Origin of the sequence: Cellulomonas humilata (genome assembly GCF_013359775.1) — a bacterium.
Classification (GTDB): domain Bacteria; phylum Actinomycetota; class Actinomycetes; order Actinomycetales; family Cellulomonadaceae; genus Cellulomonas; species Cellulomonas humilata.
Map to the genome: position 1 here is coordinate 12,539 of NZ_JABMCI010000069.1, position 22,767 is coordinate 35,305.

The following is a 22,767-nucleotide window of genomic DNA, read 5'->3' on the forward strand; positions in this document are numbered from 1 at the left end:
CTTCTAGTGCCGCCCCGTGCCGTCAGCGTCGCCGGGGGCCGCATCGGGGAGCGCGACCGTGAAGCGCGCCCCTCCCTCGGCGGCCTCGCCGACGGTGATCGACCCGCCGAGCCGGCTGACCAGACCGTGCACCAGCGAGAGCCCGATGCCGACGCCGACCGGCCGCTCGTCGCGGTAGCGCGCGCCGAGGGCGCCCGGCTCGAACGCGACAGCCCGGTCCTGCGCGGAGAGTCCCGGCCCGGCGTCGCGGACCTCGAGCACCACGCGGGTGCCCGCGGGGTCGGACGGTCCGGGCGGGCGGGCGGCGACCACGACCGGGCGGCCCGCCGGGGTCATGCGGACGGCGTTGTCCGTGAGGCCGTCGAGCACCTGGCGTAGCCGAAGAGCATCGGTGCGGACGGGCAGCGGCACCCCTGGGCGTTCGACGTCGACCTGCGCCCTGCCGGACCAGACCCGAGCGGCCTCGTCGAGCAGCGCCGCGGCGTCGACGGTCGCCAGGTCCAGCCGGAAGTCGTCGGCACCCAGGCGCGCGAGGTCCAGCAGGTCGCGCACGAGGTGCTCGAGCCGCCCCGACTCCGCGAGGATCACGCTCCCGGCGGCGCGGGCGTCGTCGCCGGTCACGACGCCGTCGGCCACCGACTCGGCGAAGCCGCGGACCGCCGTGAGCGGGTTGCGCAGCTCGTGCGACACCGACAGGAGGAAGCGTCGCTGACGCCCCTCGCTCGCGGCCAGCGCCTCGGCCAGCGCGTTGAGGCTGACGGCGACCTCCGCGATCTCCGGCGGGCCCTCGACGGGCACCCGCACGTCGCGCCGACCCGTCCCCATGGCCCGGGCGGCGTCGGCGGTGCGGCGCAGCGGCCGCGTGAGCACCCGCGCGGCCGACCCCCCGGCCAGCACACCGACTCCGAGCCCCACCGCCACGGAGACCAGCACCGCGCGCGTGACGCGCAACCCGGCCCGGCGCTCGATGCGGTCGGACTGCCGGGACGCCGTCGAGGTCGCGACGTCCTCCGCGCGGCGCTCCGCGACCGCGAACCGTGCGCCGGCTAACCCGGCGAGCACGGCGGTGACGATCGCGACGCCGACGCACACCAGCGTGATCCGCGCGGTCAGGCTCGTGCTCCTCACGGCTCACCGGCCGACTGGTCCGCCGCGTAGCCGACGCCGCGGACCGTGCGGATCGGTGCGCGCGCGCCGAGCTTGGCCCGCAGCTGGGCCACGTGGACGTCGACCGTGCGCGTGCCCGCCGCCGCGCCGTAGCCCCAGACCGCCCCGAGCAGCGTCTCGCGCGTGTGCACGCGGCCGGGCGAGCGCAGCAGGTGGACGAGCAGGTCGAACTCGGTCGCGGTCAGGTGCACCGGGTCGCCGTCGACCGACGTGCGTCGGCCGGGCACGTCGACCACGACCGGGCCGAGCGCCAGCCGCTCGACGTCGACCGGGCGCGCGCGCCGGAGCACGGCGTGCACGCGCGCGACGAGCTCGCGCGGGCTGAACGGCTTGGTGATGTAGTCGTCCCCGCCGAGCTCGAGGCCGAGGACGCGGTCCACCTCGTCGTCGCGTGCGGTGACGAAGAGCACCGGGGTGCGGTCGCCGTCCGCCCGCATCCGACGGCAGACCTCGATGCCGTCCAGCCCCGGCAGCCCGATGTCCAGCACGACCGCCACCGGCCTGTGCGCGCGGACGGCCTGGAGGGCGGCGCTGCCGTCGGAGTACGTCTCGACGCCGAACCCGTCGCGCGTGAGGTACAGCCGCAGCAGCGCGACGACGGCGGGGTCGTCCTCCGCCACGATCACGAGCCCGGTCCCCGTGGTCACGTGCCTCCCGTCGGGTCGATGTCGGTCGTCCTGCTCATCCGTCGCCGGCCAGCTCGGACTCCACGGCCGCGGCCAGCGCCTCGCCCTCGCCGACCGTGGCGTCGAGCGTCTGGAGCACATCCTGTGGCATCGCGGCGCCCGAGGTGGTGGGCGCGCCCACGACGGGGTCGGTCCGCCCACCGCACCCCGCCAGGCCGATCGCGAGCACGCCCGCGACCACCGCGATGGCGACGGTCCGCGACCTGTGGCGCCAGGTCACGGGGTGCTCGGCGTCGCGGTGGCACCGCAGTGCTCGGCCGACGCGCTCGCGAGGCGGTCGAGGACGTCCTCGATCTCCGGCACCCGCGCCTCGCGACGGTCGGCCCGGGCCCGCAGGGACGCGGCGAGGTCGGCGTGGCCGGCCGTCGACGCCCGCTCGCCGCGGGCTCGCAGCCACGCGACCGAGCCCTGCCGGTCGACGTCGCCCTGGATCCGGTCGAGCGCCTTCTCCAGCCGGGCACTGAGCTGGTCGGCCCGCGCGCAGAGGGTCGCCGAGCGGTCGGTACGTGCCGGCTCGACGACGGCGTCCGCCGCGAGCGCGGTCGTCGCACCGGCGGTGACGAGCCCGAGGGTCAGGGCCGCGGTGACGGCCAGGCGGGCGAGGGCGGGGCGGTGTGCGGTCATGATCGGCTCCCTGAGCAGGACGCCCCGGCGGGGTGTCGTGAGGGGAGCCTGTCGCGGCCGTGCGTACGAGAGGTGCGGCGGATGTTCGGGTCGTGCAAAGGCCCGATCGGCCGGGAGCAGCAGTCGCGGGTGTCGTCGCCATTCCCGGGACGCGCACGCCGCTGACCTGCCACGATCGGCGCGTGACCGACACGGTGGCGCTGTCCACGGACCTCGCGACGCCCGTCGACGCGCCCCCGGTCGCCTCCTGGTCGCGGCGCGTGGTCGCCGCACTGCTCGACTGGGCGATCCTGTCCGGCGCGACGTGGCTCGTGCTCGGGTCGGGCGGTGTCGCGCCCTCGCTGCAGCCCACGTTCGGCGGTCCGTCGTCCGGCGCTGCCGACCCGGTCGAGTGGTACACCAGCGGCTGGCTCGTCGGGCTCGTCGTCGCGATGCTCGTGCTCCAGGGCTGGACGGGCGCGACCCCGGGCAAGCGCGTGGCGGGGGTCGCGGTGGTGCGGGTGTCCGGGCGGCCGGCGGGGATCGTCGCCGCCGGCCTGCGGGTGGTGGCGCACGTGCTCGACTCGATCCTCGTCATCGGCTACCTGCGCCCGCTGTGGAACGCGCGGAGGCAGACGTTCGCCGACTCGATGATCGGGACGCTCGTGATCCAGACGCGCGAGCCCGCGGCGCACCCGTGGTTCGCGCGGTTCCGGCGCGAGCCGTCGGCGGTCGGCTCGACGGTGGTGAGCGTGGCGGCGTTCTCGGTGTGCGTGGTCGGCGTCGGGTTCTCGACGTCGTCGAGCTCGTGGGGCGGGGAGTGGGAGTCCGACGTGCCGTGCGTCGCCGACGGGACGGTCGCCGCCCCGACGGCCACCGCGACGGCGGCGCGCGTCGGCGGCGGCATGTACGAGGGGCGGTTGTGGATCGACCGGGAGGTCGACGACCACGTGGAGAAGGGTCTGCGGATCACGTGGTCCATGGCCTCTCCGGACGGGCAGGTGGACGGCGCGCGGGTGGACACCGACGTCCGACGGGCGGACGGGTCGGTGATCGCGATCGAGCAGGAGGTGGCGGTCGCGAGCGGGGACGGCTACGTGGTGTCCCTGGACCGGGCCGAGGTCTCGGCGGACGACCTGGCGGAGGCCGGACCGGGGTGGACCGCGCGGACCAGGCTCGTCGTGGAGGGGCGCGTCGTCGGTGCCTGCTCGATCGACGCCGCGGACTGGGAGGCCGCCGACGTGCCCGACTACGGACCGCCCTCGATCGACGGCTGAGCGAGGTCCAGCCGACGACACGCACCACCTCGCGTGCGGCGTCCTCGACGGACCGGCCGTGGGTGCTGACCAGGACGTCGCGGATGCGCTCGAGGTCGGTGCGCCCGTCGTGCAGGTCGACGAACGCCCGCAGGCGCGCCCGCCAGAGCTCGTCGGGCTCCCGGGCGGTCACGCGCTCCTTCAGCACGTCGACGGGAGCGGTGAGCTCGCACACGACGAAGGTGCGCCCCGGGGCGGCGGCGCGCAGCGAGACCAGCTCGTCCTCGTCCCGGACGACGGTGGGGAGCGCGAGCTTCAACCCGGCGACGGCCGCGTAGCGGGGCCAGATCGCCCGCAGGTTCTCGATCGCACGCGGCGCCGCTAGCGGGCTGACCAGCACTGTCGGAGCCCGATACCGTGACGCCCATGGATCGTCGCCCTCCCGTGCAGGTATTCCTCGGCATCCTCATCGTCGGCGTCGGCCTGATCGCCCTGCTGACCCAGCTCGACGTGGTGGACGTGAACGTCGGTCAGCTCGTCGCCGACTGGTGGCCGCTCGCCGTGATCGGGGTCGGCCTCGTGGCGCTGGCCACCGTGCCGCGGGCGTGGATCGGTCCGAGCGTGATCGTGGCGGTCGGGGTGTTCTTCCTGCTCCAGACCCTCGGCATCCTCGACGTGCACCTGTGGGAGATCCTCTGGCCGGTCGGGATCATCCTGGTCGGGCTGTCCCTCATCACCAGCATCGGCAGCCGCTCCCTGGACGACGACACGATCAACTCGACCGTGTTCTGGTGGGGGTCGCAGCGCAAGACGCGGTCGCAGCAGTTCAAGGGCGGCAGCCTGACCGCGATCATGGGCGGGATCGAGGTGGACCTGCGGGACGCGGACATCGTCGACAAGGCGGAGATCGCGATCTTCGCCCTCTGGGGTGGGGTCGAGGTCAAGGTGCCGCCCACGTGGCGCGTCCGGACCAGCGGGCTGCCGCTGCTGGGGGGCTGGGACGACAAGACGACGCTCCCGCTCGAGGACGGGGCCCCGGAGCTCGTCGTGCACGTGACCGCCATCATGGGCGGGGCCGAGATCAAGAGCTGACGCGATGCCCTCCTACCGGGTCACCGCCGCCATCGGCCTGCTCCAGCCGGGGGTCTCCGCGCCGGACGTTCTGCCCCAGGCCGTGGCCACCGCCGAGGCGATGACCACCGTCGAGGCTCACGACGTCGCCGTCGTGCGGGGTCAGGCGCGGGTGACCGTGCGGTTCCAGGCCGACGACGACCAGACTGCCCGCCGCGTCGGGTGGGCGGTGCTGGCGCGGCTCGACGAGCTGGCGGACATCAGCGGGCGCAGCGTGACCCGGCGGTTCGGCTCGCGCTGGTACCCGGTGCGCGCTCAGTCCTAGCCGACGCCCAGCTCCTCGGCCGCCTTGGCGATCCGACGAGTGCGCGTCTCGGGGGTCTTGGCGGCCTCGATCGGGTCGACGAGGGCGCGCTGCCTGCTGATCGACAGCGCGTCGAACGTGGCACGCGCGGGCTCGCTGAGGGCCGCTGCCAGGTCGGCCGGAACGTCGACCGTGCGCGGGGCGTCGTCGTGCTCGATGTCGACGTCGATCTCCTGACCGGCCTCGACTCCGGCGCCCGCACGGTTCTCGGAGCTCAGCGGGAGCATCGTCTTTCCGCGGTACGGCGTCACGGTGCTCCGGTACGAGTAGCCGTTGATGGTCACGACGACGGGGAACCGGGCGCCGCGATCCATCGCCACGACCACGTCGTCGGGTACCGGGAGGCCCGTCGCGGACTTGCCACTGAGCTCCACCGTGGTGCGAAAGCGCATGAGTTCCTCCTCTGCCGGCAGCCGCGCCCGGTGCACGGGGCGCACCGTCGCAGACTAGCCACGCGTCAGAGCAGCGGCGCGGCCTGCCCCAGCACCAGCGGCTCACCGACGGGTCGTGCGGGGCGCGCCCGGCCGTCGCCCTCCGGGGTGGCGGCCGTGTAGCGGTGCGCGACGACGAGGCTGGGCGCCCCGGCGTCGGAGGCCTCGACCAGCACGGCGGGCCGGTCGGCGTCGTCGGCGGGGAGCTGGCCGAACCAGGCGACCGCGGCCCGCGCGGCACCGGAGCTGCGGACCCACGCCCGGGCCTCCTGCAGCGCCCGCTCGGGCGCACCGTCGAACGTGCGCACGTCGTGGCCCTGCGCGGGGCTGCCGTCGACGACCGCGAACGGCACGACGGCCGCCCCGGGGGTGAGCGCCGCCTCGAGCACCTGGTCGAGCACCCCCAGCGCGATGTCCTGCGCGGCCGGCGACGGAGGGAACGGGAGGTCGGCAGGCGTGCGGAAGGTGGCAGTCGCCGCCGCGACGCGCGCCGGGGTCCGAGGGCTGGGCACCTCGGGGGCGGTGTCGGGGGTCAGGTGGGCCGAGGCGGCGGCGACGTACTCGCTCACCCACTCCGGGCCGCACCCCGACTCCCAGCGGGAGGCGACGTCGGCGAGCGGCAGCGCGGCATCGGCCCCCGAGACCGACACGACCGCCGGCGTGGGTGCCGCACCGCCGGTGCGCAGGGCCCATCGGGCACCCGGTGCCCGCGCGACGACGAGGTCGCCGACGCCGACGCCGAGCGCCATGACCATCGCCTGCGGGACGGGGGTGGCGGGTCCGGCGGCCCAGCGCGAACGGGTGGTGTGCAGCAGGGCGCCGACCGCACCGGCATCGGCGAGGTCCGTGCCGCTGGCCCGCAGGTGGGCCCGCGCGCGGTCGAGGTGGGCCAGCTCGACGGGGGTCAGCGGGCGTACGCCGGGGGCCGTGCCGTGCACGTCGGACGCGGGAAGGGACAGCGTCGGACGCACCTCAGTCATGCCTGCGGGATCGGCCCCCAGGGCCGGGTCCTTGAGTGCGCCGCAGACGGTTCCACCGGATGGCGGCGGGCGGCCCGGTGGGTCGTCACGCGGGCCGGCGGCTACCCTGGCTCCCGGTCCTGACCGTCGTACGCCCGGGAGATCCGTCATCCGACCATCGCGCAGCATCGTCGCCGCCGTCACCGCCGTCCTGCTGGTCGGCGGCGCGGGGAGCGCCTGGGCGTGGACGGAGCACGAGGACCGCGTGGCCGCCGAGCAGGCGTCCGCGCAGGACCGCGCGTCGGACGTGCTCGCCGCGCAGGTCCGCGACGCCGACGAGGTCGAGGCCCAGGCCGCCGACGCCGCCCGGGTCCGGTCGGCCGCTGTCCTGTCCGATGCGCGTGCCGTCCTCGCGGCCGCCGCCGAGCACGCCCGCGCGACACTGGCCGCGAGCGACGGCGCGGTGGCCGACGACGCGGTCCGGAAGGCGCTCGCGGCGGAGCTCGCCGGGGCCGATGCGGCGCTCGCCGCCACCGGACCGGGCGCCGGCCAGAGCGCCACGGCCCTGCGGTCGCTGTCGGCCGCGCTCGCCGCCTCCGACGCTGCAGTCGTCGGGGCGCACGACGCCTGGCTCGCGGAAGAGGCGGCCGCTGCTGCCGCGGCGGCCGCTGCCCCGAGGCCGTCGACCCCGGGCAAGCCCGCCACCTCGGCCCCCTCGTGCGGGACCACCTACTCGGGTCCGCCGTTCTACACGTCCCCCGCGACCGCCGGCGGCGACGGGTCGAACGGCAGGCTTCCCCCCGAGGCGCTGGCGGCGATCTCGTGGGACGTCGACCCGCACGGCACCCCGTACTTCCTGAAGAACGCCGCCGCGGCCGCGCTCGAGCGGCTGAACACCGCCTTCCGCGGAGAGTTCGGGCACAACCTCGACCTCGACCTCACGTACCGCGACTACGACACCCAGGTGGCCATGCGCGCCGCGCTCGGCTCGGTGGCCGCCACACCCGGGACCTCGACGCACGGCACCGGTCTGGCGCTCGACGTGCCGGAGCTCCCCTGCGAGTACGGGTGGGACACCCCGCAGCGCAGCTGGATGGTCAGCAACGGGCCGTCGTACGGGTGGGTCTCCCCGTCCTGGGCCGGCCGGAACGGGTCCAACCCGGAGTACTGGCACTTCGAGTACCGCGGCTGACCTCAGACCACGTCGACCGGTCGTACCGCGTCCGCGCTCGACGGGACCGTGAGCAGCGAGACCACCCCGCCGGCGGCGAGCAGCCCGGCGCACACGAGCATCGCGAGCCGGTGGGCGGGCTCCAGGGTGCTCGGGTCGGTCAGCGACGAGCCGACGCCGGCGGCCAGCGGCAGGACCGCGATCGCCAGGAGGCCGGCCACGCGGGCGACCGCGTTGTTGACGCCGCTGGCCACGCCGGCCAGGTGGTCGGGGGCGGCCGCCAGCGCGGTCGTGGTCAGGGGCGCGACGGTCGCGGACAGCCCGAGGCCGAACACGAGGACCCCGGGCAGGACGTGCGTGAGGTACGGCTCGTCGGGTCCGATGCCGGAGAGCATCACCGCGCCGACCGCGCACACCAGCGGACCGACCGTCATCGGGATCTTCGGACCCATGATCGTGCTCAACGCACCGGCCCGCGGGGACAGCAGGAGCATGAGCACCGTGACCGGCAGGGGAGCCAGGCCGGCCGCGAGCGGTGAGTAGCCGGCCACCACCTGGAGCGTCACGACGAGGAAGAAGAACACCCCGGCGATCGCGGCGTAGATCAGCAGCGTGGCGGCGTTGGTGCCCGCGAACGGCCGCCACCGGAACAGGGCCGGGGGCAGCAGCGGGGCGGCCGCCCGCGACTCGACGACGAGGAACGCCACCATCGCGGCGACCCCGAACGCCAGCGCGCCGACGACCAGTGCGTCCGGCGTCCCACGCTCCGTCCACGCCGTGAACCCGTACGTCAGACCGCCCAGTCCCAGCGCGCCGAGCACCGTGCCCGCGATGTCGAGCTTCTTCACCGCGCTGGCGTCGGCACTCTCCGGCACGTGCCGCATGGTCACCGCGACCACGACGGCGGCCAGCGGCAGGTTGATGCCGAAGATCCACCGCCACGTGGTGATCTGGACGATCCAGCCGCCCAGGAACGGCGCGACCGCCCCGGCGATGCCGCCGAGACCCGACCAGGCGCCGATCGCGCGCCCGCGGTCCGGGCCGCTGAACGTCGACTGGAGGATCGCCAGCGAGCCGGGGGTGAGCAGTGCGCCGCCGATCCCCTGCAGGGCCCGCGCCGCGTTCAGCGCTCCGATGGTCGGCGCCACCGCGCAGAGCAGGGACGCGACCGCGAACCAGACGACCCCGACGAGGAACACCTTGCGCCGGCCGAACCGGTCCCCGAGCGAGCCGCCCAGCAGCAGGAACGCCGCGAGCGTCAGGGCGTACGCGTTGACCGTCCACTGCAGGTCCGTGGTGGTGGCGTCCAGCTGGTCGGCGATGGTCGGCAGGGCGATGGTGACCACGGTGGCGTCGATGAACGCGATCGCGGAGCCGAGGACCGTCGCGAACAGCACCCACCGGCCGCGCGCGGACGCATAGACGATGCCGTCCGTGGGCTCAGCGGGGGCGGTCACGGTCCTTGCTCGGCTGCACGCGCTTGGGCTCGCCCGGCATCTTCGGGTACTCCGGCGGGTACGGCAGGTCACCCTCGCCGTGGTCGGTCTCCTGCCGGTCGGCCAGCTCCAGCAGCGACTCGAGGGAGTAGCGCGGGGTCGCGTGCGCCACCAGCGCGGCGAACAGGTCGCCCACCTCCGCGAACCGCGCGGGCATCGTCGTCACGTCGAAGTCGTTCGGGTGCACGTCCGCGACCTCGTCCCAACGCAGCGGGGCGGAGACCGTGGCGCGCGGGTTGGTGCGGATCGAGTAGGCCGACGCGATGGTGCGGTCGCGGGCCATCTGGTTGTAGTCGACGAAGATCTTGGCGCCGCGCTCCTCCTTCCACCACTTCATCGTGACCTGCTCGGGCATGCGCCGCTCGAGCTCGCGACCGAACGCGATGGTGGCGCGGCGGGCCTCGACGAACGACCAGCGCGCCTCGATGGGCACGAAGACGTGGATGCCCCGGCCGCCGGAGGTCTTGGGCGTTCCCTCCAGGCCGTGCTCGGACAGCAGCTCCCGCACGTGGGGTGCCACGCGGGCGGCGTCGGAGAAGTCGGTGCCCGGCTGCGGGTCCAGGTCGATGCGGATCTGGTCGGGGGAGTCGACGTCGTCGCCGAGCACGGGCCACGGGTGGAACGTCAGCGTGCCCAGGTTGGCGGCCCACGCGACGACGGCCAGCTCGCTGGGGGCGACCTCGTCCGCGGTCCGGCCGCTCGGGAAGGAGATGCGAGCGGTCTTCACGTACTCGGGGGCGCCCTGCGGGACCCGCTTCTGGTAGAACGCGTCGCCGGTCGAGTCCATCCGGGTGGCCAGCTTGGCGCCCTCGAACACGCCCTTGGGCCAGCGCTCCAGCGTCGTCGGCCGGTCCAGCAGGGCACCGAGGATGCCGTCGCCGACGGACACGAAGTACTGGACGACGTCGAGCTTGGTCAGCCCGCGCTCCGGGAAGTAGACCTTGTCCGGGCTGCTGACCCGGACCGTCCGGCCGCGCACCTCGAGCTCGACCGCGGGGGTCTTCGACGGAGACATGACCCTCAACCTAAGGGCAGGCGTCGGTCCGCGCCCAGGTCAGCCCGCACCGATCAACCCCCGCTGGTGCGCGACGGACACGGCCTCCGCGCGGCCCGAGACCCCGAGCTTCGCCAGCAGGTTGGAGATGTGCACCGAGACGGTCTTGCCGGAGATGAACAGCTTCTCGCCGATCTGCCGGTTGGACAGCCCCTGCGCCACCAGTGCGAGCACCTCCGCCTCGCGCGCGGTCAGCACGTCGACGCCGCCCACCCGGACGCCCGGCAGGTCGAGCCGGCCGCGCCGCGCGAGCCCCCGGACGGCGGTCGCCAGCGGCACCGCTCCCATCGCGTCCGCCTCGCTCAGCGCGATCCCGGCCTCGTCACGCGCGGCGTCCCGGTCCCCGCTCTCCAGCAGCGCCTCCGCCAGCCGGAACCGGCTGCGCGCCATCTCGTAGCGGTAGCCGTAGCCGAACTCCGCGACCGTCGCGCGCCACAGGTCCACGTCGCTGGCGCCCGCGAGCCGCGAGTGCTCGGCGTGCGCGCGGGCCAGCCACGCGCGCCCCTCCGGGCCCAGGCGACCGCCGCGCGGCCGGCCGCGCTCCGCCGTGGTCCGCGCGCGCTCCAGCAGGCGCTCGCCCAGGGCCAGCCGCTCGGACACGTCCCGACCGAGCAGCCGCTCCTGCTGGGCGGCGTCGGCCAGGGCGCTCAAGGCCAGCGCGACCAGCCAGATGCCGCCGAGGAAGTAGTCCGACCACGCCCGCCACAGGTGCTCCAGGAGCCGCAGCGCGAGGGTGATCGCGTCCTCGAGCTCCCCGCGCCACGTGTGCGCGTCGATGGTGCACCCGCCGGCGACCAGCGCGATCAGCCCGTCCTTGGACCAGCTGGGCTCCAGGGCGTGCCCGCGCTCGGCGGCGTCGACGTCCCCGCGGGCCACGGCCGCGTACAGGTTCACGGCGATGAGCGTGTCGGCCAGCTCGTCGGGGACGCCGCCGATGGACGCCGCGCGCAGGTCGCCCGACACGTACCGGATGAGCTGCGTGAACATGTGCAGCTCGACGCCGTACACGCTCCACGTCATCCCGAGCGAGCGGGCGCGCTCCACCCCGTCGGCCGTGACCTGCGTGGCACCCGGCAGGTCACCCGCGTAGTAGCGGTTGCTGGCGAGGTTGTACATGGTCCGCAGCTCGGTCGCGTAGTCGCAGGCCTCCCGGGCGCGGGCGAGCGCACTGGTCAGCAGCTCGGCCGCGCGGTCCTCGTCGTCGACCACGAGCACCGCCAGCGTCGTCAGCGCGTCCGACTCGGCGTCGGCCGCGCCCGCTTCCCGCGCCAGCTCGACCGCCCGGGTGGCGCTCGCGACGGCCTCGTCGTCCAGGTCCGCGTTCAGGGCGGAGCGGGCGTAGGTGGCCAGGGCCCAGGCGCGTTCCGCCGTCGGCGCGTCCGGTAGGTCGGCCAGAGCGCGCGACGACTGCTCCAGGGCGTCGTGCACGCTCTCGATCCCCAGCAGGTACCGCGCGAGGCTGGTGCGCAGGTGGGCCTGCCGCGGGACGTCCGACGCCGTCTCCTCGACCGCCGCGCGAGCCAGCTGCACCGAGCGGTCCACCTGTCCGGCGCGGCTCGCGGCCGCCGCAGCCGCGACGAGCACGTCGATGTGGTCGGTACCCCCGAGCGACGCCGTGACCTCCGGGACGGCCTCCCAGAGCCGCAGGACCACCTCCAGGTGCCGCAGCTCCTCCGCGGGCGCGAGCACCTCGTGCGCCTGGTCGGCCGCATCCAGGGACGCGCGCAGGGCGGTCGGCAGGTCGGGGGCCCGCAGCGCGTGCGAGGCCAGCTGCGACGACGGCCCCAGAGTCGGGTCGTCCCGCAGCACGCGCAGGTAGGCCCGGTGCAGCGACGACTGCTCGCCGGGGAGCAGGTCGGTGTAGACGGCCTCCGCCAGCAGGGCGTGCCGGAACGCGATGAGCTCGTCCTCGCCGACGAGCACGTGGTGGGTGACGGCCTCCCGCAGCGCGGTGTCGAACGCCCCCGGCGCGGTGAGCTGCGGGTCAGCGGCCGCGACGGCAGCCCGCAGCAGGGGCTCGGACACGCGCCGGCCGGCGGCCGACGCGATGCGCGCCAGGCGCTGGACCGGCGGGTCGAGGAGCTCGAGGCGGGCGCGCAGCACGTCGGCCAGGGACCACGGCAGCTCGTCGGCCTCGGCGCCGGCCTCCAGCAGCTCCTCGGCGAAGTAGGCGTTGCCCTCCGACCGGTCGATCACCCGGCGCAGCGTGGACTCCGTCAGCGGGGCGCCGGACAGCGCGGTGGTGAACTCGCGGAGCTCGTCGTCGGTGAACGGGGACAGGTCGAGCCGCTCGACGCGGGGGTGCCGGCTGAGCTCGGTGGCGACCGGGCGCCACGGGTGCCGGCGGTGCAGGTCGTCCGTGCGGTAGCTGGCGACGAGCAGCAGGTGCTGGTCCCGCAGCCGCGAGACCAGGAACCGCAGCACGTCCCGGCTCGAGGCGTCGGCCCAGTGCAGGTCCTCGAGGACCAGCAGCAGCGGGTGTCCGGGGCCGCCGACCGCGCTGAACGCCTCCACCAGTCCGTCGAACAGCTGGAGCCGGTTGGCCTGGTCGTCCGGGGCGGCGCCGGTGCCGGACGGTCCGGGCAGCAGCCGGGCGAGCGCCGGACGGTTGGCGACCACGGCGTCGACCGCCTCGGGGTCCAGCGCGTGCAGCTGCGACAGCGCCTCCGCGAAGGGCAGGTAGGGCAGGCCGATCTCGCCCAGGTCGACGCAGTGCGCCACCACCACCCGGGCTCCGGCGGCGTCGGCGAGCTCGGCGACGTGCCGCAGCAGCCGGGTCTTGCCCACGCCCGCGTCCGCCCCGATCAGGACTGTCGACGGCTCGCCGACGCCCGCGCGCTCCAGTGCCAGCGTGAGCTGGTCGACCTGGAGCGCGCGGGCGACGAAGGGTGTGCTCATCGAGCCACGTGCCATGTCTCCGATCCTCGCAGCAGCCACCCACGCGCCGCACTCACCAACGGGTGCGCGGGGTGCACGGGTCGCAGCGAGCCGTCGGGGCGGGCAGTGGCAGCCAGCGCGTCGTCGGGACGGGCGGTGGCAGTCAGCGCGTGGTCGTCGTCGCCACGCTCCGAAGGGTTCGGGATCCCTCGCAGCGCCGTGAACAGGCGCTCGTGACGGTAGGCGAGCTCGGCGTCGAGGCCAGGTCCCCAGAAGTCAGGCATGGTGTCCTCCTCATGAACGCCGGACGATCTGCCCGGCTCTCGTTGACAACCACGACTCTGGTGGTGAGGGGGCGGTCGCCGGATCGGGCGGTCGACGGGTCATGAGGAGGGGATGGGACGGCGGACCACCTGAGGCGGGGCTCGTCGGACCTGAGGCGGGCCCGTCGGCGTCTGAGGTACCTCAGAAGGGGCTGACCTGGGCTGACGGCAGGTGCAGGATGGGCGCATGGGACTCGTCCAGGTCGCCCAGCACGCGGAGGACCTCGACCGCGCCGCCGCCTTCTACACCGACGTGCTGGGCGCGCCGCCGACGGCCCGGTTCGACCCGCCGGGGCTCCTGTTCTTCGACCTCGACGGGGTCCGGCTCCTGCTCGACGTGGGCGCCCCGTCCTCGCTGCTCTACCTGCGGGTGCCCGACGTGGCCGCCGCGACCGAGCGGTTGCGCGCCCGTGGGGTGGTCGTCGAGTCCGAGCCGCACGTGATCTTCCGGCACGAGGACGACACCCTCGGCCCCGCGGGCACCGACGAGTGGCACGCGTTCGTCCGCGACTCCGAGGGGAACCTGCTCGGTCTCGTGAGCCAGCTGCCCTGAGCGCGGCCCGTTCACCCGGACGCGTCGGCGGTCCCCCCAGGCAGGAACGGACCGCGTCGGGCACTCTGGGCTGGTGGGCGATGTGCGAGATCTCCGGAGCGCGGCCAGCGTGCGCCGTCGAGACGCCCAGGCCGTCGTCGGCGAGCTCGTGGTCCAGGCGGAGCGCTCGGCACCCCGGGCCGTGCGGCACTGGGTCATGCGGACCATCGCCGACGCCGACGTCGGGGGAGCGCCCAACCAGGTGGTCGAGCTGCTCACGGCCGAGCTGGTGTCGAACGCGGTCGTGCACGGTCCCGACGGTGGCGACGTGCGGGTCGAGGTCCGGATCGACGGTGCGACGGTCCGCGTGAGCGTCCGCGACACCGGCGGTGGCACCCCGACGGTCGGCCACCCGGAGCCGACGGCACCGAGCGGGCGCGGTCTGGCGCTCGTCGAGGCGCTGTCCACCGACTGGGGCATCCACCCCCACCGCGACGGCAAGACGGTGTGGTTCGAGGTCCGGACGGACGAGTGACCGGACGAGCCGGCCCGACACGCCCGGGATGTCTGGCAGTTCCGGATGTCACGCGGAGGTCCTCGGGCGCTGCTCATGGCGGCCCCGGAGGGGGCTCCTAGTGCGCTGGCCTGCGCCTCGACAGTGCGCGCCGGGCCTGTGCAGCGTAGTTTCGGTGGCGGACGACCAGGAGCGAGGGGCAACCACACCATGAGCGAGCGCACCGACGGGCAGAACTCGTCGACGACGACGACTCGACTGCCGGACATCCGCGCCGAGGTGCGCGAGGACGGCACGGGGGAGATCTCGGTCGACGGCGTCATCGAGCGGGTGCGCATGGCCACCCTGGCCGAGGCGGGCGCGGCGATCACCAGCCGCATCGCCGGTCTGGCCGGCTCGCTCGGGCGGCCGGTGCCGGTGCAGGTGCGGGACCCCGACGGCGTCTGGTCGCTGCTGATCCACCCGGACGGCCTCGTCGACGAGGCACCCGGGGACCCGTCGTCCGACGACGCCGACGCCGACGGTGCGCCGCAGTCCGGCCCGGTCGACGAGGTCGGCGACGCCGACCAGAAGCGTGCCGACGAGAAGCGCCCCGGCGACGCACCCGCTCCGGAGCGTCCCGCCACCCCGACCTCCGTCACCACCAGCCCCGAGGCCCCGCCCGCCGGCTCGGTCCCGTCCACCCCGTCGGCCGGTCTGCCGATCCCCGTCACGACGGCGCCCCCCGCCGGTGCGAGCGCGCCCACGGCCCCGCCGTCACCCGCCCGCGGACCCGCGGCGACGCGCGGAGCGTCCACGCGTCCGCAGGACGCGACCCCGACGACGGACGCCGCCGGCACGAGCAGCCTGACCGGCAACCGCCTGAGCTCTCCCGCGCCGGCCAGCTCGTCGCAGCCGCTGCCCACGCTGGACGACCTCCTCGCCGCGCGTCACCCCGCCGCGACCGGCGGCCCCGCCGAGCACGGGTGGCAGGCGGGCATCCGGCGGCTGACGTTCGGCGGCATCTCGCCCGCGCCCGGACGGGTGGAGCGGCGTCGGCGCATCGCGTCGGCCTCGGTGCGCCGCACCCTGGACGGTCCCAAGACGATCGTGGTGATCAATCCCAAGGGTGGCGCCCACAAGACGACCGCCACGATGCTGCTGGCCGCGACGTTCGGGCTCCAGCGCGGCGGGTACACGCTGGCGTGGGACAACAACGAGACCCGGGGCACCCTCGGCTGGCGCTCCTCGCACGCCGACCACACCCGCACCGCGGTGGACCTGCTGAACGCGCTGCCCGTGCTCGGCGACGAGGGCACCGTGCGCATCGGCGACCTCGACGGGTTCGTCCGCACGCAGCCCAGCGAGCAGTTCGACGTGCTGGCGTCCGACGAGAACTCCGCGTCGGCGTCGTCGGTCGACGCCGACTCGTTCAGCTCCCTGCACCAGGTGCTCTCGCGCTTCTACCGCGTGCTCGTCATCGACACGGGCAACAACATGCGGGCCTCGAACTGGCAGGCGGCCGTGGGTGCGGCCGACCAGATCGTCGTCGTCTCGACCGTCCGCGAGGACACCGCGCAGTCCGCCGCGTGGGCCCTGGACGCGCTGCGCGCCACCGGTCACGACGAGGCGGTCCGGCGTGCGGTCACCGTCCTGTCGGCACCCGAGCCCAAGGTGGACAAGGACCTGCAGAAGCGCCTGCGGTCCCACTTCGGCGCCCTCACGCGGGCCGTGCTGGAGGTGCCGCACGACAAGGCCCTGGTCGCCGGCGGGCCCATCGACTACGACGCCCTGAGCACGACCACGCGCGACGCCTGGCTCCGCGTCACCGCCGTGGTGGCCGACGGTCTCTGAGAACTCGCCCGCAGGGGCGTGCAAGATCCCACGCGCTCGCGACAGAGTGCAGGTGTAGGCCTTCGTCCGACCACCACCAGGGGAGCACCGTGCCGTCGCGGACATCGAGCACGCCGGACAGCGAGACCGGCGACGTGCCGACGGGCATCGGGGACGCTGGGGGCCCTGCGGACACGGCGCACGACGCCGCCTGGTTCGAGGCGCTGGTCCGCGCGCACGCCACCGCCGTGCACCGCTTCGTGGTCCGTCGCGCGGGCCGTGAGGAGGCCGAGGACCTGGCCGCCGACGTGCTGACGATCGCGTGGCGACGACGCGCGGACGTGCCGGACGGCGCCGAGCTGCCCTGGCTGTACCGCACCGCGGGGTTCGTCGTCGCCAACCACCGGCGCAAGAGCCGCCCCATCCCGGTCGCGGACGTGCCCGACGAGGTCGACTCCGACGACCCGGCCGTCCGCGCGGTGCAGGAGGAGCGCGTCCGCGAGGTGCTCGGCGCCCTGAGCGCCCGCGACCGGGAGGTCCTGCTGCTCAACGCGTGGGAGGGGCTCACCGGCGACGGGCTGGCCCAGGTGCTCGGCATCGGCCGCGGCGGGGCGGACGCCGCGCTCAGCCGCGCGCGGGCCCGGTTGCGTGAGGTCTGGGCGGCTGCGGAGGCCTGACCTGCAAGGTGCGGGCCCCTCGGCACACAGGAGGGGTAGAGGGGCACCGCGAACCAGGAGGCAGTCCATGAACGACCGCGAGCACGACCGCACCGAGCACGAGCCCACCGAGGACGTGGCCTTCGCCCGCCTCCAGGCGGCCGACCCCGCCGCCGGCAGCGAGCCGAACCTGCCGGCGCTGTACGCAGCCGTCGCCGAGGGGACCGGCATCGCCGTGACCGCCCCGCAGGACGAGCTCGCGGCCCGCCGGAACCGTCGGGCACCGCGCTGGATCACGATCGCGGCGGCCGTCGCCGGGGTCGCGGTGATCGGCGGGGGCAGCTACGCGTTCGGCCTCAACAACGCTCCGCCGGCAGTGACGGCCGAGCCGGCGATCTCGCTCGGGCAGGCGCCCGGCGCCGAGGTCGCGCGCGACGAGGCGGCGACGTCGATGGCGGCCGGGGGACCGGAGTCCGCCAAGCTGATGTACCCCTGGTACGGCGGCCGGACGGTGTTCACCGCGTCCGGGCTGTCCACCGACGGGGGCTCAGGCGGCGCGTGGGGGTTCGACGCCGCGGGCACCTACTCGGAGGCGACCGTCACGGCTGCCGCTGCGGCGCTGGGCGTCGACGGGCAGCCGCGGCAGGAGTACGGCAACTGGTCGGTCGGGCCGACCGACGGCTCCGGTCCGTCGGTCTCGCTGTCCGCGGACGGCCTGTCGAGCCTGTCGTACTACGACCCGACGCGGGACCCGTGGAACTGCCAGCTCTCTCCCGACGGTGCCGTGCAGCCCGACTCCGGGACCACCGAGGGTGGGGTCGCCCTGCCCGAGCCGGCGATCGACGGCGGGGAGACCAAGTGCCCGGCCCCCCTGGACGCACCGACGGGGGACGCCGCGGTCCAGCAGGCCACGGACGTCCTCGTCGCGCTCGGCATCGACGTCGCCGACTACCAGCTCACCGCCTCGACCGAGGCGTCCGGCCCGCAGGTGACGTACGTGACCGCCAGCCAGACGCTCGACGGGCAGCTCACGGGCGTCACGGCGAGCGTCACGGTCGTGGCCGACGGGGTCCAGTCGGTGTACGCCCCGCTGGCGCCGATGGTGGAGCTGGGCACGTACGACGTGGTGAGCCCGACCGAGGCCGTCGAGCGGCTGGGCGACCCGCGGTTCGGCGTCTCCGGAGGGGGCGGCGTGATCCCGCTGGCCGCCGAGAGCGCGCGCGTGGCCGACGACTCCGTGAGCTCGCCGGTCCAGTCGGAGCCGACGGTCCCCGAGACGCCCTCTGCCGGCAGCCCGCTGGCCTGGCCGGTGCAGGAGGTCACCCTGGTGTCCGCGCGTCTGGGCGTCGCCCTGACCACCCTGCCGACGGGCGCGTCGGTGCTGGTGCCCACGTACGAGCTCGCGGACGCCGACGGCGTCACGTGGAGCGTCATCGCGGTCGTGGACGACCAGCTGGATTTCTCCGCGGCGGGCTGACCCCCCCGGAAGCCCTGCGGAGAAAGCACGAAGGCCGGCCGGCGTCGGAGGGACGCCGACCGGCCTTCGTCACGCCCGACGGTCGGTGCACGGCCCGCCGAGCACAACCTGGGTGCCGTTCCGACCGCGCGATCCGCGACCCAGGTTGTTCTCGCTCAGACGCTCGAGGGCGCCGAACCGGCGGCATTCACCCCGCGGGCGTCCCGGGTGGTCCGCGCGAGCGCGTGAGTACCCTCACCGGCATGGGCGGAGGAGACGAGGGCAGATCCGGGTACACGTGGAACCGATCACCTCCTTCGAGCGCGACCGTCGCGTCCTGGCCCGGATGATCGACGCCGGCGAGGCGAACGAGACCGAGGTCGAGGCCTACGAGATGGTCTCCGACCCGGCCGTCCGGGACCTCAACCGGCAGCAGCGTAGCCGTGCCGGCCAGTACCTTCGCCGCCTGCGACGCCGCACCCGCCACACCTGACTCGGTCAACCTCCCGGGCACAAGCGCGAGAACAACGTTGGACGTCTTCTGCGCTGTCATACGGCGTGCAACGTTGTTCTCGCCTTCGGGGATCGGGACGCGCGGCCCCCGGCGACGTCGGGCAGGCCGGACGTGCAGACCCACGTCGGTCGTTGCTGACAGACTCGCGGGCATGGGTGAACGGACCGAGAAGCTGCTCCTGCTGGACACCGCGTCGCTGTACTTCCGCGCTGGAGCGCTTCCGTGGTGATCCGAATGCGCCGCGTGGGTCAACGGCGCACGTGGCCCTTCTTCCAGATTCGCGCGGTGTACGAGATCGTCATTGCAGAGGGAAGCCGCGAGATCTTCAACGACACGACGATGGCGCCGTCAGCAGTCCTCGTCTCGCGAGGGAAGATCCACCCGATCGACTCCTATGACTGGATTGCCGCTGCCGACCACGTCTCCTCGTCAGGCGAGGCAGCCTGGGTCACTGATCCCTTCGGAGGGCGTTGAGATGGCGGAGAAGCTGCTCCTGCTGGACACCGCCTCGTTGTACTTCCGGGCGTACTTCGGGGTGCCCGACTCCGTGAAGGCTCCGGACGGGACGCCTGTGAACGCGGTGCGTGGGCTGCTCGACATGATCGCGCGGCTGGTCAACGACCACCGGCCCACGCGGCTGGTCATGTGCTGGGACGACGACTGGCGCCCGCAGTTCCGGGTCGACGCGATCCCGTCGTACAAGGCGCACCGCGTGGCGGTCGAGGTGCCCGGCACCACGGGGGTCGAGGAGGTGCCGGACACCCTCTCGCCGCAGGTGCCGATCATCGTCGAGGTGCTCAAGGCGCTGGGAATCGCACGCGTCGGGGTGCCCGGCTACGAGGCGGACGACGTGATCGGCACGCTGGTCGCACGCGAGGTGGCCAAGAAGGACCGCGCCCCGGTGGACGTGATCACGGGGGACCGGGACCTGTTCCAGCTGGTCGACGACGCGGTCCCGGTGCGGGTGCTCTACACGATCCGGGGCATCAAGGACCTGATGGCCATCGACCAGGCGGTGCTCAAGGAGAAGTACGCGGTCTCGTCGGGACCCGGCTACGCCGACATGGCCGTGCTGCGCGGCGACCCGAGCGACGGGCTGCCCGGCGTGCCGGGGATCGGCGAGAAGACGGCCGCGCAGCTGGTGCACCGGTACGGCTCGTTGCAGGGGATCCTCGCCGCGCGCGACGCCGGCGACCCGGGCCTGACCGCGACGCAGCGTCGGCGGCTGGTCGAGTCGGCCGACTACCTGGCGGTCGCGCCGGCGGTCGTGCGGGTGGCGCCGGACGCTCCCGTCGGGGAGCTCGACGACCGGCTGCCGAGCGTCGTCGCGGACGCCGGGGCGCTCGTCGCGCTGGCCGAGACGTGGGGGCTGTCGTCGAGCGTGAAGCGGGTGGTGGACGCGCTCGCCGGGTGAAAGTCGGGCTCGACCCGAGAATCGGACGTATCAGACATGGACAAGCGTCCTCCTGCTCGGACGTGCGTTACCGACCGGTAGCCACGGCCCCGCCGGAGATCACCGGCACCCTGCGCCCCGACCCCCGGGGTCTCGACCGGAAAGGCACGTCCCATGTCTTCTGCCCGCACCCTGACGTCCACTGTGTCGAAGCGGCACCCCGCGCCACGGACGTCGGCCCCCGTGCCGAGCAACACGTTCGCTCCCTCCGTCCCCCCGGCCTCGATGCTCGACCGCGCGGTCGCTGGACTGGCGACCGTGCTGACCCGCTACTCGATCACCGCACTCCGGATCAGCCTCGGGCTGGTGTTCCTCGGCTTCGGCGTCCTGAAGTTCTTCCCCGGCATGAGCCCGGCGGCGGAGCTGGCCGAGCGGACCATCGGCACGCTGACGTTCGGCCTCGTCGGCCCCACGGCGGCCCTGCTGCTGACCGCGATCATGGAGACCGTCATCGGGCTCACGCTGGTCACGGGACTGTTCCTGCGCACCGGCCTGGTCATCCTCGCCGCGGCGCTGGTCGGCATCATGTCGCCGATCGTGCTCTTCTACGGCGAGCTGTTCCCCGCCGGCGGACCGACCCTGACGGGTCAGTACGTGCTGAAGGACATCGTGCTCGCGTGCGCGGGCGCGGTCATCGGCGCCGCGGCGCTCGGTGCACGGCTGCGCCTCCCGCAGGAGTGAGCGGCGTCAGTCCTTCAGGAACACCTGGGGGCCCGCCTCGTGCCAGCCGTCCGCGGCGGCCGGGGCGGGTCCTCCTGCGTTCACGACCAGCAGCTCGTCGCCGATGACGAGGTCGACGACGCCCCCGTCGGTCGACGTGCACCCGGTGGTCGGCAGCTCGCCGGTGGTCAGGCTCAGCACGCAGAGCAGGTGCGTCCGCGACACGCCGGCGTAGTAGCGCGTGTCGTCCGTCGCGGCGAGGAACCGGGTGCTGGCGGGGTCGATGAGGCTGCCGGTCAGGTCGTCGGCGTCGACGGTGTCCACCGACCGCTGGGGGTGGTCGAACACGGCGAGCGTGGTCGCAGGGTCCACGGCGGGCAGCGCGACGGGGATCTGCGCGAGCCGCACCCAGATCATGCCGCTGGCCACCAGGGCGGCCGCGGCGACCAGGACGAGCGCGGTGAGCATGCTCGACCTGCGCCGGGGCGCCTGGTCGGCACCGAACCCGGTGAACGCGTCGGTGAAGAAGTCCGTGTCGTCGAACGTCGTCATGCCGTGCACATCGACGTGATCCGTGCCGGACGTGAGGGGCTGTGCACCGAATGCCCCCGTTCGGGTGCAGCGACCGTGCGAACGCAGGGCAGAATCACCTCCCGTGATCACGGTCAGCACGGACGGCTCCTGCCTGCGCAACCCCGGCGGGGCGATCGGCTGGGCCTGGGCCAACCACGACGGCAGCAGCGCCAGCGGCGGTCACGCGTCCGGCACCAACCAGGTCGCCGAGCTCATGGCGGTCCTCGAGGCCATCCGGTCGCACCCGGGTGACGAGCCGCTGGTGATCCAGGCCGACTCGCAGTACGCGATCAAGTGCTCGTCGGAGTGGGTGCACAGCTGGAAGCGCAAGGGCTGGCGGACTGCCGCCGGCGGACCGGTGCAGAACCTCGCCCTGATCCAGTCCATCGACGCCGCGATCGCGCAGCGGCCGGGTGGGGTGAGCTTCGTGTGGGTCCGCGGTCACCGCGGGGACGAGTTCAACGAGCGGGCCGACGAGCTGGCGGGGATCGCGGCGCGGAGCGTGCGCGACGACGCTCCGGCTCGGGCGACGGCCGCGGAGCCCGACGTCTTGTTCTAGGGGGCGATCAGCGAGGCTGGGAGCTCCGGGAGAGGATCGCCTTCGCGCCCTGCGACGCCTCGGTCACGTACTCGGAGACCCACCCGACCGGCGCGCTGCCCCACGACTGCCCGACGGCGGCCACGGGGAAGACCACGAGGTCGTGCTCCGCGTGCGTCAGGACCAGCTCGGGGGAGCCGTCGCCGCGCGCTGAGCCCCACACCAGGCCGGGCACGCGCTGCGCGACGAGGTCACCCAGCGTGACGCCGAACGCGTGCACGAGAGACTCGGGGTCGGTGCGGTCACGCTCGTCGGACTGCAACCAGATGGCCTGGACGCGGTCGAACAGGTCACCGAGCGTCTGCGTGTCGACCTGGCCCGCGCACAGGCCGGTGATGATCTCCCGGTGCTGGGCTGCCCAGACAAGCTCGGCAGGGTTGAGCGGCTCCACCTGTACCGAGCGGGTGTCGTCGGCAGGCGTGTGCGGGTGCGGCACCGTCGACCCGTCGGTCGGCGTCTCGGCGCGTCGGAACAGTCCCATGTGCCGAGTATCGACGGTGTCACCCCTGCGCTTGACCCCCGACACCCCGGGATCGCCCGG

General features: G+C 74.4%; 27 protein-coding genes. 15 read left to right on the forward strand and 12 right to left on the reverse strand.

What is annotated here, in order from left to right; translation table 11 throughout:
* Nucleotides 1–3: 3 nt before the first annotated feature.
* Genes HP550_RS16210 through HP550_RS16225 form a run of 4 tightly spaced genes read right to left on the reverse strand, consistent with a single transcriptional unit; the run spans nucleotide 4 to nucleotide 2,477 of the window.
* On the reverse strand, nucleotides 4–1,128 hold the full coding sequence (locus HP550_RS16210; RefSeq protein WP_175348728.1) for an ATP-binding protein: 1,125 nt from the start codon (nucleotides 1,126–1,128) through the stop codon (nucleotides 4–6).
* Nucleotides 1,125–1,814, reverse strand: a complete 690-nt coding sequence (locus HP550_RS16215; RefSeq protein WP_343048219.1) for a response regulator transcription factor — start codon at nucleotides 1,812–1,814, stop codon at nucleotides 1,125–1,127. The genes HP550_RS16210 and HP550_RS16215 overlap by 4 nt, the downstream gene beginning before the upstream one ends.
* Before the next feature lie 34 nt (nucleotides 1,815–1,848).
* Nucleotides 1,849–2,073, reverse strand: a complete 225-nt coding sequence (locus HP550_RS16220; protein WP_175348730.1) for a hypothetical protein — start codon at nucleotides 2,071–2,073, stop codon at nucleotides 1,849–1,851.
* Nucleotides 2,070–2,477: a hypothetical protein gene (locus tag HP550_RS16225; RefSeq protein ID WP_175348731.1), complete on the reverse strand. Its 408-nt coding sequence runs from the start codon at nucleotides 2,475–2,477 to the stop codon at nucleotides 2,070–2,072. The genes HP550_RS16220 and HP550_RS16225 overlap by 4 nt, the downstream gene beginning before the upstream one ends.
* A 182-nt stretch (nucleotides 2,478–2,659) precedes the next feature.
* Here HP550_RS16225 and HP550_RS16230 point away from each other — a divergent pair, with 182 nt between their 5' ends.
* From HP550_RS16230 to HP550_RS16245, 4 genes are read left to right on the forward strand one after another with little or no spacing between them, the layout of a single operon-like run.
* Nucleotides 2,660–3,733 (forward strand): RDD family protein, encoded by a 1,074-nt coding sequence (locus tag HP550_RS16230; protein WP_175348732.1) that lies wholly within the window; start codon nucleotides 2,660–2,662, stop codon nucleotides 3,731–3,733.
* 58 nt (nucleotides 3,734–3,791) lie between these two features.
* Entirely contained in the window at nucleotides 3,792–4,097 is a 306-nt protein-coding gene (locus tag HP550_RS16235; RefSeq protein ID WP_175348733.1) for a hypothetical protein, read from the forward strand.
* Between the two features lie 41 nt (nucleotides 4,098–4,138).
* Nucleotides 4,139–4,804 (forward strand): LiaF transmembrane domain-containing protein, encoded by a 666-nt coding sequence (locus HP550_RS16240; RefSeq protein WP_175348734.1) that lies wholly within the window; start codon nucleotides 4,139–4,141, stop codon nucleotides 4,802–4,804.
* Nucleotides 4,805–4,808: 4 nt separating this feature from the next.
* Nucleotides 4,809–5,108: a hypothetical protein gene (locus HP550_RS16245; protein WP_056085786.1), complete on the forward strand. Its 300-nt coding sequence runs from the start codon at nucleotides 4,809–4,811 to the stop codon at nucleotides 5,106–5,108.
* Here HP550_RS16245 and HP550_RS16250 read toward each other — a convergent pair.
* Nucleotides 5,105–5,539 carry a YdeI/OmpD-associated family protein gene (locus HP550_RS16250; protein ID WP_175348735.1) on the reverse strand — a complete coding sequence of 145 codons (435 nt, stop codon included), beginning with the start codon at nucleotides 5,537–5,539 and terminating at the stop codon, nucleotides 5,105–5,107. The genes HP550_RS16245 and HP550_RS16250 overlap by 4 nt on opposite strands.
* Before the next feature lie 65 nt (nucleotides 5,540–5,604).
* Entirely contained in the window at nucleotides 5,605–6,558 is a 954-nt protein-coding gene (locus HP550_RS16255) for a DUF3806 domain-containing protein (protein WP_175348736.1), read from the reverse strand.
* A gap of 244 nt (nucleotides 6,559–6,802) precedes the next feature.
* Here HP550_RS16255 and HP550_RS16260 point away from each other — a divergent pair, with 244 nt between their 5' ends.
* Entirely contained in the window at nucleotides 6,803–7,729 is a 927-nt protein-coding gene (locus HP550_RS16260; protein ID WP_343048220.1) for a M15 family metallopeptidase, read from the forward strand.
* Nucleotides 7,730–7,731: 2 nt separating this feature from the next.
* Here the strand turns inward: HP550_RS16260 and HP550_RS16265 are convergent, their stop codons facing one another.
* The 4 genes from HP550_RS16265 to HP550_RS16280 are packed head-to-tail and all read right to left on the reverse strand — an operon-like array spanning nucleotide 7,732 to nucleotide 13,419.
* Entirely contained in the window at nucleotides 7,732–9,165 is a 1,434-nt protein-coding gene (locus HP550_RS16265; RefSeq protein WP_175348738.1) for a DHA2 family efflux MFS transporter permease subunit, read from the reverse strand.
* Complete coding sequence (gene ligD, locus HP550_RS16270) at nucleotides 9,149–10,219, reverse strand: non-homologous end-joining DNA ligase (RefSeq protein WP_175348739.1); 1,071 nt, start codon at nucleotides 10,217–10,219, stop codon at nucleotides 9,149–9,151. Before ligD ends, HP550_RS16265 begins: the two co-directional genes overlap by 17 nt.
* A 39-nt stretch (nucleotides 10,220–10,258) precedes the next feature.
* Nucleotides 10,259–13,156 carry a helix-turn-helix transcriptional regulator gene (locus HP550_RS22770; protein WP_175348740.1) on the reverse strand — a complete coding sequence of 966 codons (2,898 nt, stop codon included), beginning with the start codon at nucleotides 13,154–13,156 and terminating at the stop codon, nucleotides 10,259–10,261.
* The gene (locus tag HP550_RS16280; RefSeq protein ID WP_175348741.1) at nucleotides 13,153–13,419 is read right to left on the reverse strand and encodes a hypothetical protein; all 267 of its coding nucleotides are present in this window, start codon (nucleotides 13,417–13,419) and stop codon (nucleotides 13,153–13,155) included. Before HP550_RS16280 ends, HP550_RS22770 begins: the two co-directional genes overlap by 4 nt.
* Before the next feature lie 226 nt (nucleotides 13,420–13,645).
* Between HP550_RS16280 and HP550_RS16285 the strand changes: the two genes are divergently transcribed.
* The 9 genes from HP550_RS16285 to HP550_RS16325 all read left to right on the forward strand — a co-directional run bounded on the left by HP550_RS16285 (nucleotide 13,646) and on the right by HP550_RS16325 (nucleotide 21,076).
* The gene (locus HP550_RS16285; protein WP_175348742.1) at nucleotides 13,646–14,011 is read left to right on the forward strand and encodes a VOC family protein; all 366 of its coding nucleotides are present in this window, start codon (nucleotides 13,646–13,648) and stop codon (nucleotides 14,009–14,011) included.
* Nucleotides 14,012–14,120: 109 nt separating this feature from the next.
* Nucleotides 14,121–14,525 carry an ATP-binding protein gene (locus HP550_RS16290; protein ID WP_343048221.1) on the forward strand — a complete coding sequence of 135 codons (405 nt, stop codon included), beginning with the start codon at nucleotides 14,121–14,123 and terminating at the stop codon, nucleotides 14,523–14,525.
* Nucleotides 14,526–14,714: 189 nt separating this feature from the next.
* Nucleotides 14,715–16,337, forward strand: a complete 1,623-nt coding sequence (locus HP550_RS16295; RefSeq protein WP_175348744.1) for a MinD/ParA family ATP-binding protein — start codon at nucleotides 14,715–14,717, stop codon at nucleotides 16,335–16,337.
* Between the two features lie 89 nt (nucleotides 16,338–16,426).
* The gene (locus tag HP550_RS16300; RefSeq protein WP_343048222.1) at nucleotides 16,427–16,993 is read left to right on the forward strand and encodes an RNA polymerase sigma factor; all 567 of its coding nucleotides are present in this window, start codon (nucleotides 16,427–16,429) and stop codon (nucleotides 16,991–16,993) included.
* Between the two features lie 67 nt (nucleotides 16,994–17,060).
* Nucleotides 17,061–18,449, forward strand: coding sequence for a hypothetical protein (locus tag HP550_RS16305; RefSeq protein WP_175348745.1), 1,389 nt, complete (start codon nucleotides 17,061–17,063; stop codon nucleotides 18,447–18,449).
* A 277-nt stretch (nucleotides 18,450–18,726) separates the two neighbouring features.
* Complete coding sequence (locus HP550_RS16310; RefSeq protein ID WP_210768207.1) at nucleotides 18,727–18,921, forward strand: hypothetical protein; 195 nt, start codon at nucleotides 18,727–18,729, stop codon at nucleotides 18,919–18,921.
* Nucleotides 18,922–19,227: 306 nt separating this feature from the next.
* Nucleotides 19,228–19,416, forward strand: a complete 189-nt coding sequence (locus HP550_RS16315) for a hypothetical protein (RefSeq protein WP_175348746.1) — start codon at nucleotides 19,228–19,230, stop codon at nucleotides 19,414–19,416.
* 1 nt (nucleotide 19,417) lies between these two features.
* A complete protein-coding gene (locus HP550_RS16320) occupies nucleotides 19,418–20,356 on the forward strand; it encodes a 5'-3' exonuclease (protein WP_175348747.1) in 939 nt (312 codons plus the stop codon).
* Between the two features lie 153 nt (nucleotides 20,357–20,509).
* Nucleotides 20,510–21,076, forward strand: a complete 567-nt coding sequence (locus HP550_RS16325) for a DoxX family protein (RefSeq protein WP_246280949.1) — start codon at nucleotides 20,510–20,512, stop codon at nucleotides 21,074–21,076.
* A gap of 6 nt (nucleotides 21,077–21,082) precedes the next feature.
* Here the strand turns inward: HP550_RS16325 and HP550_RS16330 are convergent, their stop codons facing one another.
* Nucleotides 21,083–21,607 carry a hypothetical protein gene (locus tag HP550_RS16330; protein WP_175348748.1) on the reverse strand — a complete coding sequence of 175 codons (525 nt, stop codon included), beginning with the start codon at nucleotides 21,605–21,607 and terminating at the stop codon, nucleotides 21,083–21,085.
* Nucleotides 21,608–21,710: 103 nt separating this feature from the next.
* On the opposite strand from HP550_RS16330, the gene HP550_RS16335 reads away from it, so the two are divergent.
* Nucleotides 21,711–22,187, forward strand: a complete 477-nt coding sequence (locus HP550_RS16335; RefSeq protein ID WP_175348749.1) for an RNase H family protein — start codon at nucleotides 21,711–21,713, stop codon at nucleotides 22,185–22,187.
* Nucleotides 22,188–22,194: 7 nt separating this feature from the next.
* Here the strand turns inward: HP550_RS16335 and HP550_RS16340 are convergent, their stop codons facing one another.
* Nucleotides 22,195–22,707, reverse strand: a complete 513-nt coding sequence (locus HP550_RS16340; RefSeq protein ID WP_175348750.1) for a DUF3806 domain-containing protein — start codon at nucleotides 22,705–22,707, stop codon at nucleotides 22,195–22,197.
* Between the last annotated feature and the right edge of the window lie 60 nt (nucleotides 22,708–22,767).

What these genes read in the sequence shown, in the direction of transcription:
- HP550_RS16225 (WP_175348731.1), bottom strand. Translation starts at nt 2,477, where the DNA reads ATGACCGCACACCGCCCCGCCCTCGCCCGCCTGGCCGTCACCGCGGCC.
- HP550_RS16240 (WP_175348734.1), top strand. Translation starts at nt 4,139, where the DNA reads ATGGATCGTCGCCCTCCCGTGCAGGTATTCCTCGGCATCCTCATCGTC.
- HP550_RS16245 (WP_056085786.1), top strand. Translation starts at nt 4,809, where the DNA reads ATGCCCTCCTACCGGGTCACCGCCGCCATCGGCCTGCTCCAGCCGGGG.
- HP550_RS16250 (WP_175348735.1), bottom strand. Translation starts at nt 5,539, where the DNA reads ATGCGCTTTCGCACCACGGTGGAGCTCAGTGGCAAGTCCGCGACGGGC.
- HP550_RS16255 (WP_175348736.1), bottom strand. Translation starts at nt 6,558, where the DNA reads ATGACTGAGGTGCGTCCGACGCTGTCCCTTCCCGCGTCCGACGTGCAC.
- ligD (WP_175348739.1), bottom strand. Translation starts at nt 10,219, where the DNA reads ATGTCTCCGTCGAAGACCCCCGCGGTCGAGCTCGAGGTGCGCGGCCGG.
- HP550_RS22770 (WP_175348740.1), bottom strand. Translation starts at nt 13,156, where the DNA reads ATGAGCACACCCTTCGTCGCCCGCGCGCTCCAGGTCGACCAGCTCACG.
- HP550_RS16280 (WP_175348741.1), bottom strand. Translation starts at nt 13,419, where the DNA reads ATGCCTGACTTCTGGGGACCTGGCCTCGACGCCGAGCTCGCCTACCGT.
- HP550_RS16285 (WP_175348742.1), top strand. Translation starts at nt 13,646, where the DNA reads ATGGGACTCGTCCAGGTCGCCCAGCACGCGGAGGACCTCGACCGCGCC.
- HP550_RS16295 (WP_175348744.1), top strand. Translation starts at nt 14,715, where the DNA reads ATGAGCGAGCGCACCGACGGGCAGAACTCGTCGACGACGACGACTCGA.
- HP550_RS16305 (WP_175348745.1), top strand. Translation starts at nt 17,061, where the DNA reads ATGAACGACCGCGAGCACGACCGCACCGAGCACGAGCCCACCGAGGAC.
- HP550_RS16320 (WP_175348747.1), top strand. Translation starts at nt 19,418, where the DNA reads ATGGCGGAGAAGCTGCTCCTGCTGGACACCGCCTCGTTGTACTTCCGG.
- HP550_RS16325 (WP_246280949.1), top strand. Translation starts at nt 20,510, where the DNA reads ATGTCTTCTGCCCGCACCCTGACGTCCACTGTGTCGAAGCGGCACCCC.
- HP550_RS16330 (WP_175348748.1), bottom strand. Translation starts at nt 21,607, where the DNA reads ATGACGACGTTCGACGACACGGACTTCTTCACCGACGCGTTCACCGGG.
- HP550_RS16340 (WP_175348750.1), bottom strand. Translation starts at nt 22,707, where the DNA reads ATGGGACTGTTCCGACGCGCCGAGACGCCGACCGACGGGTCGACGGTG.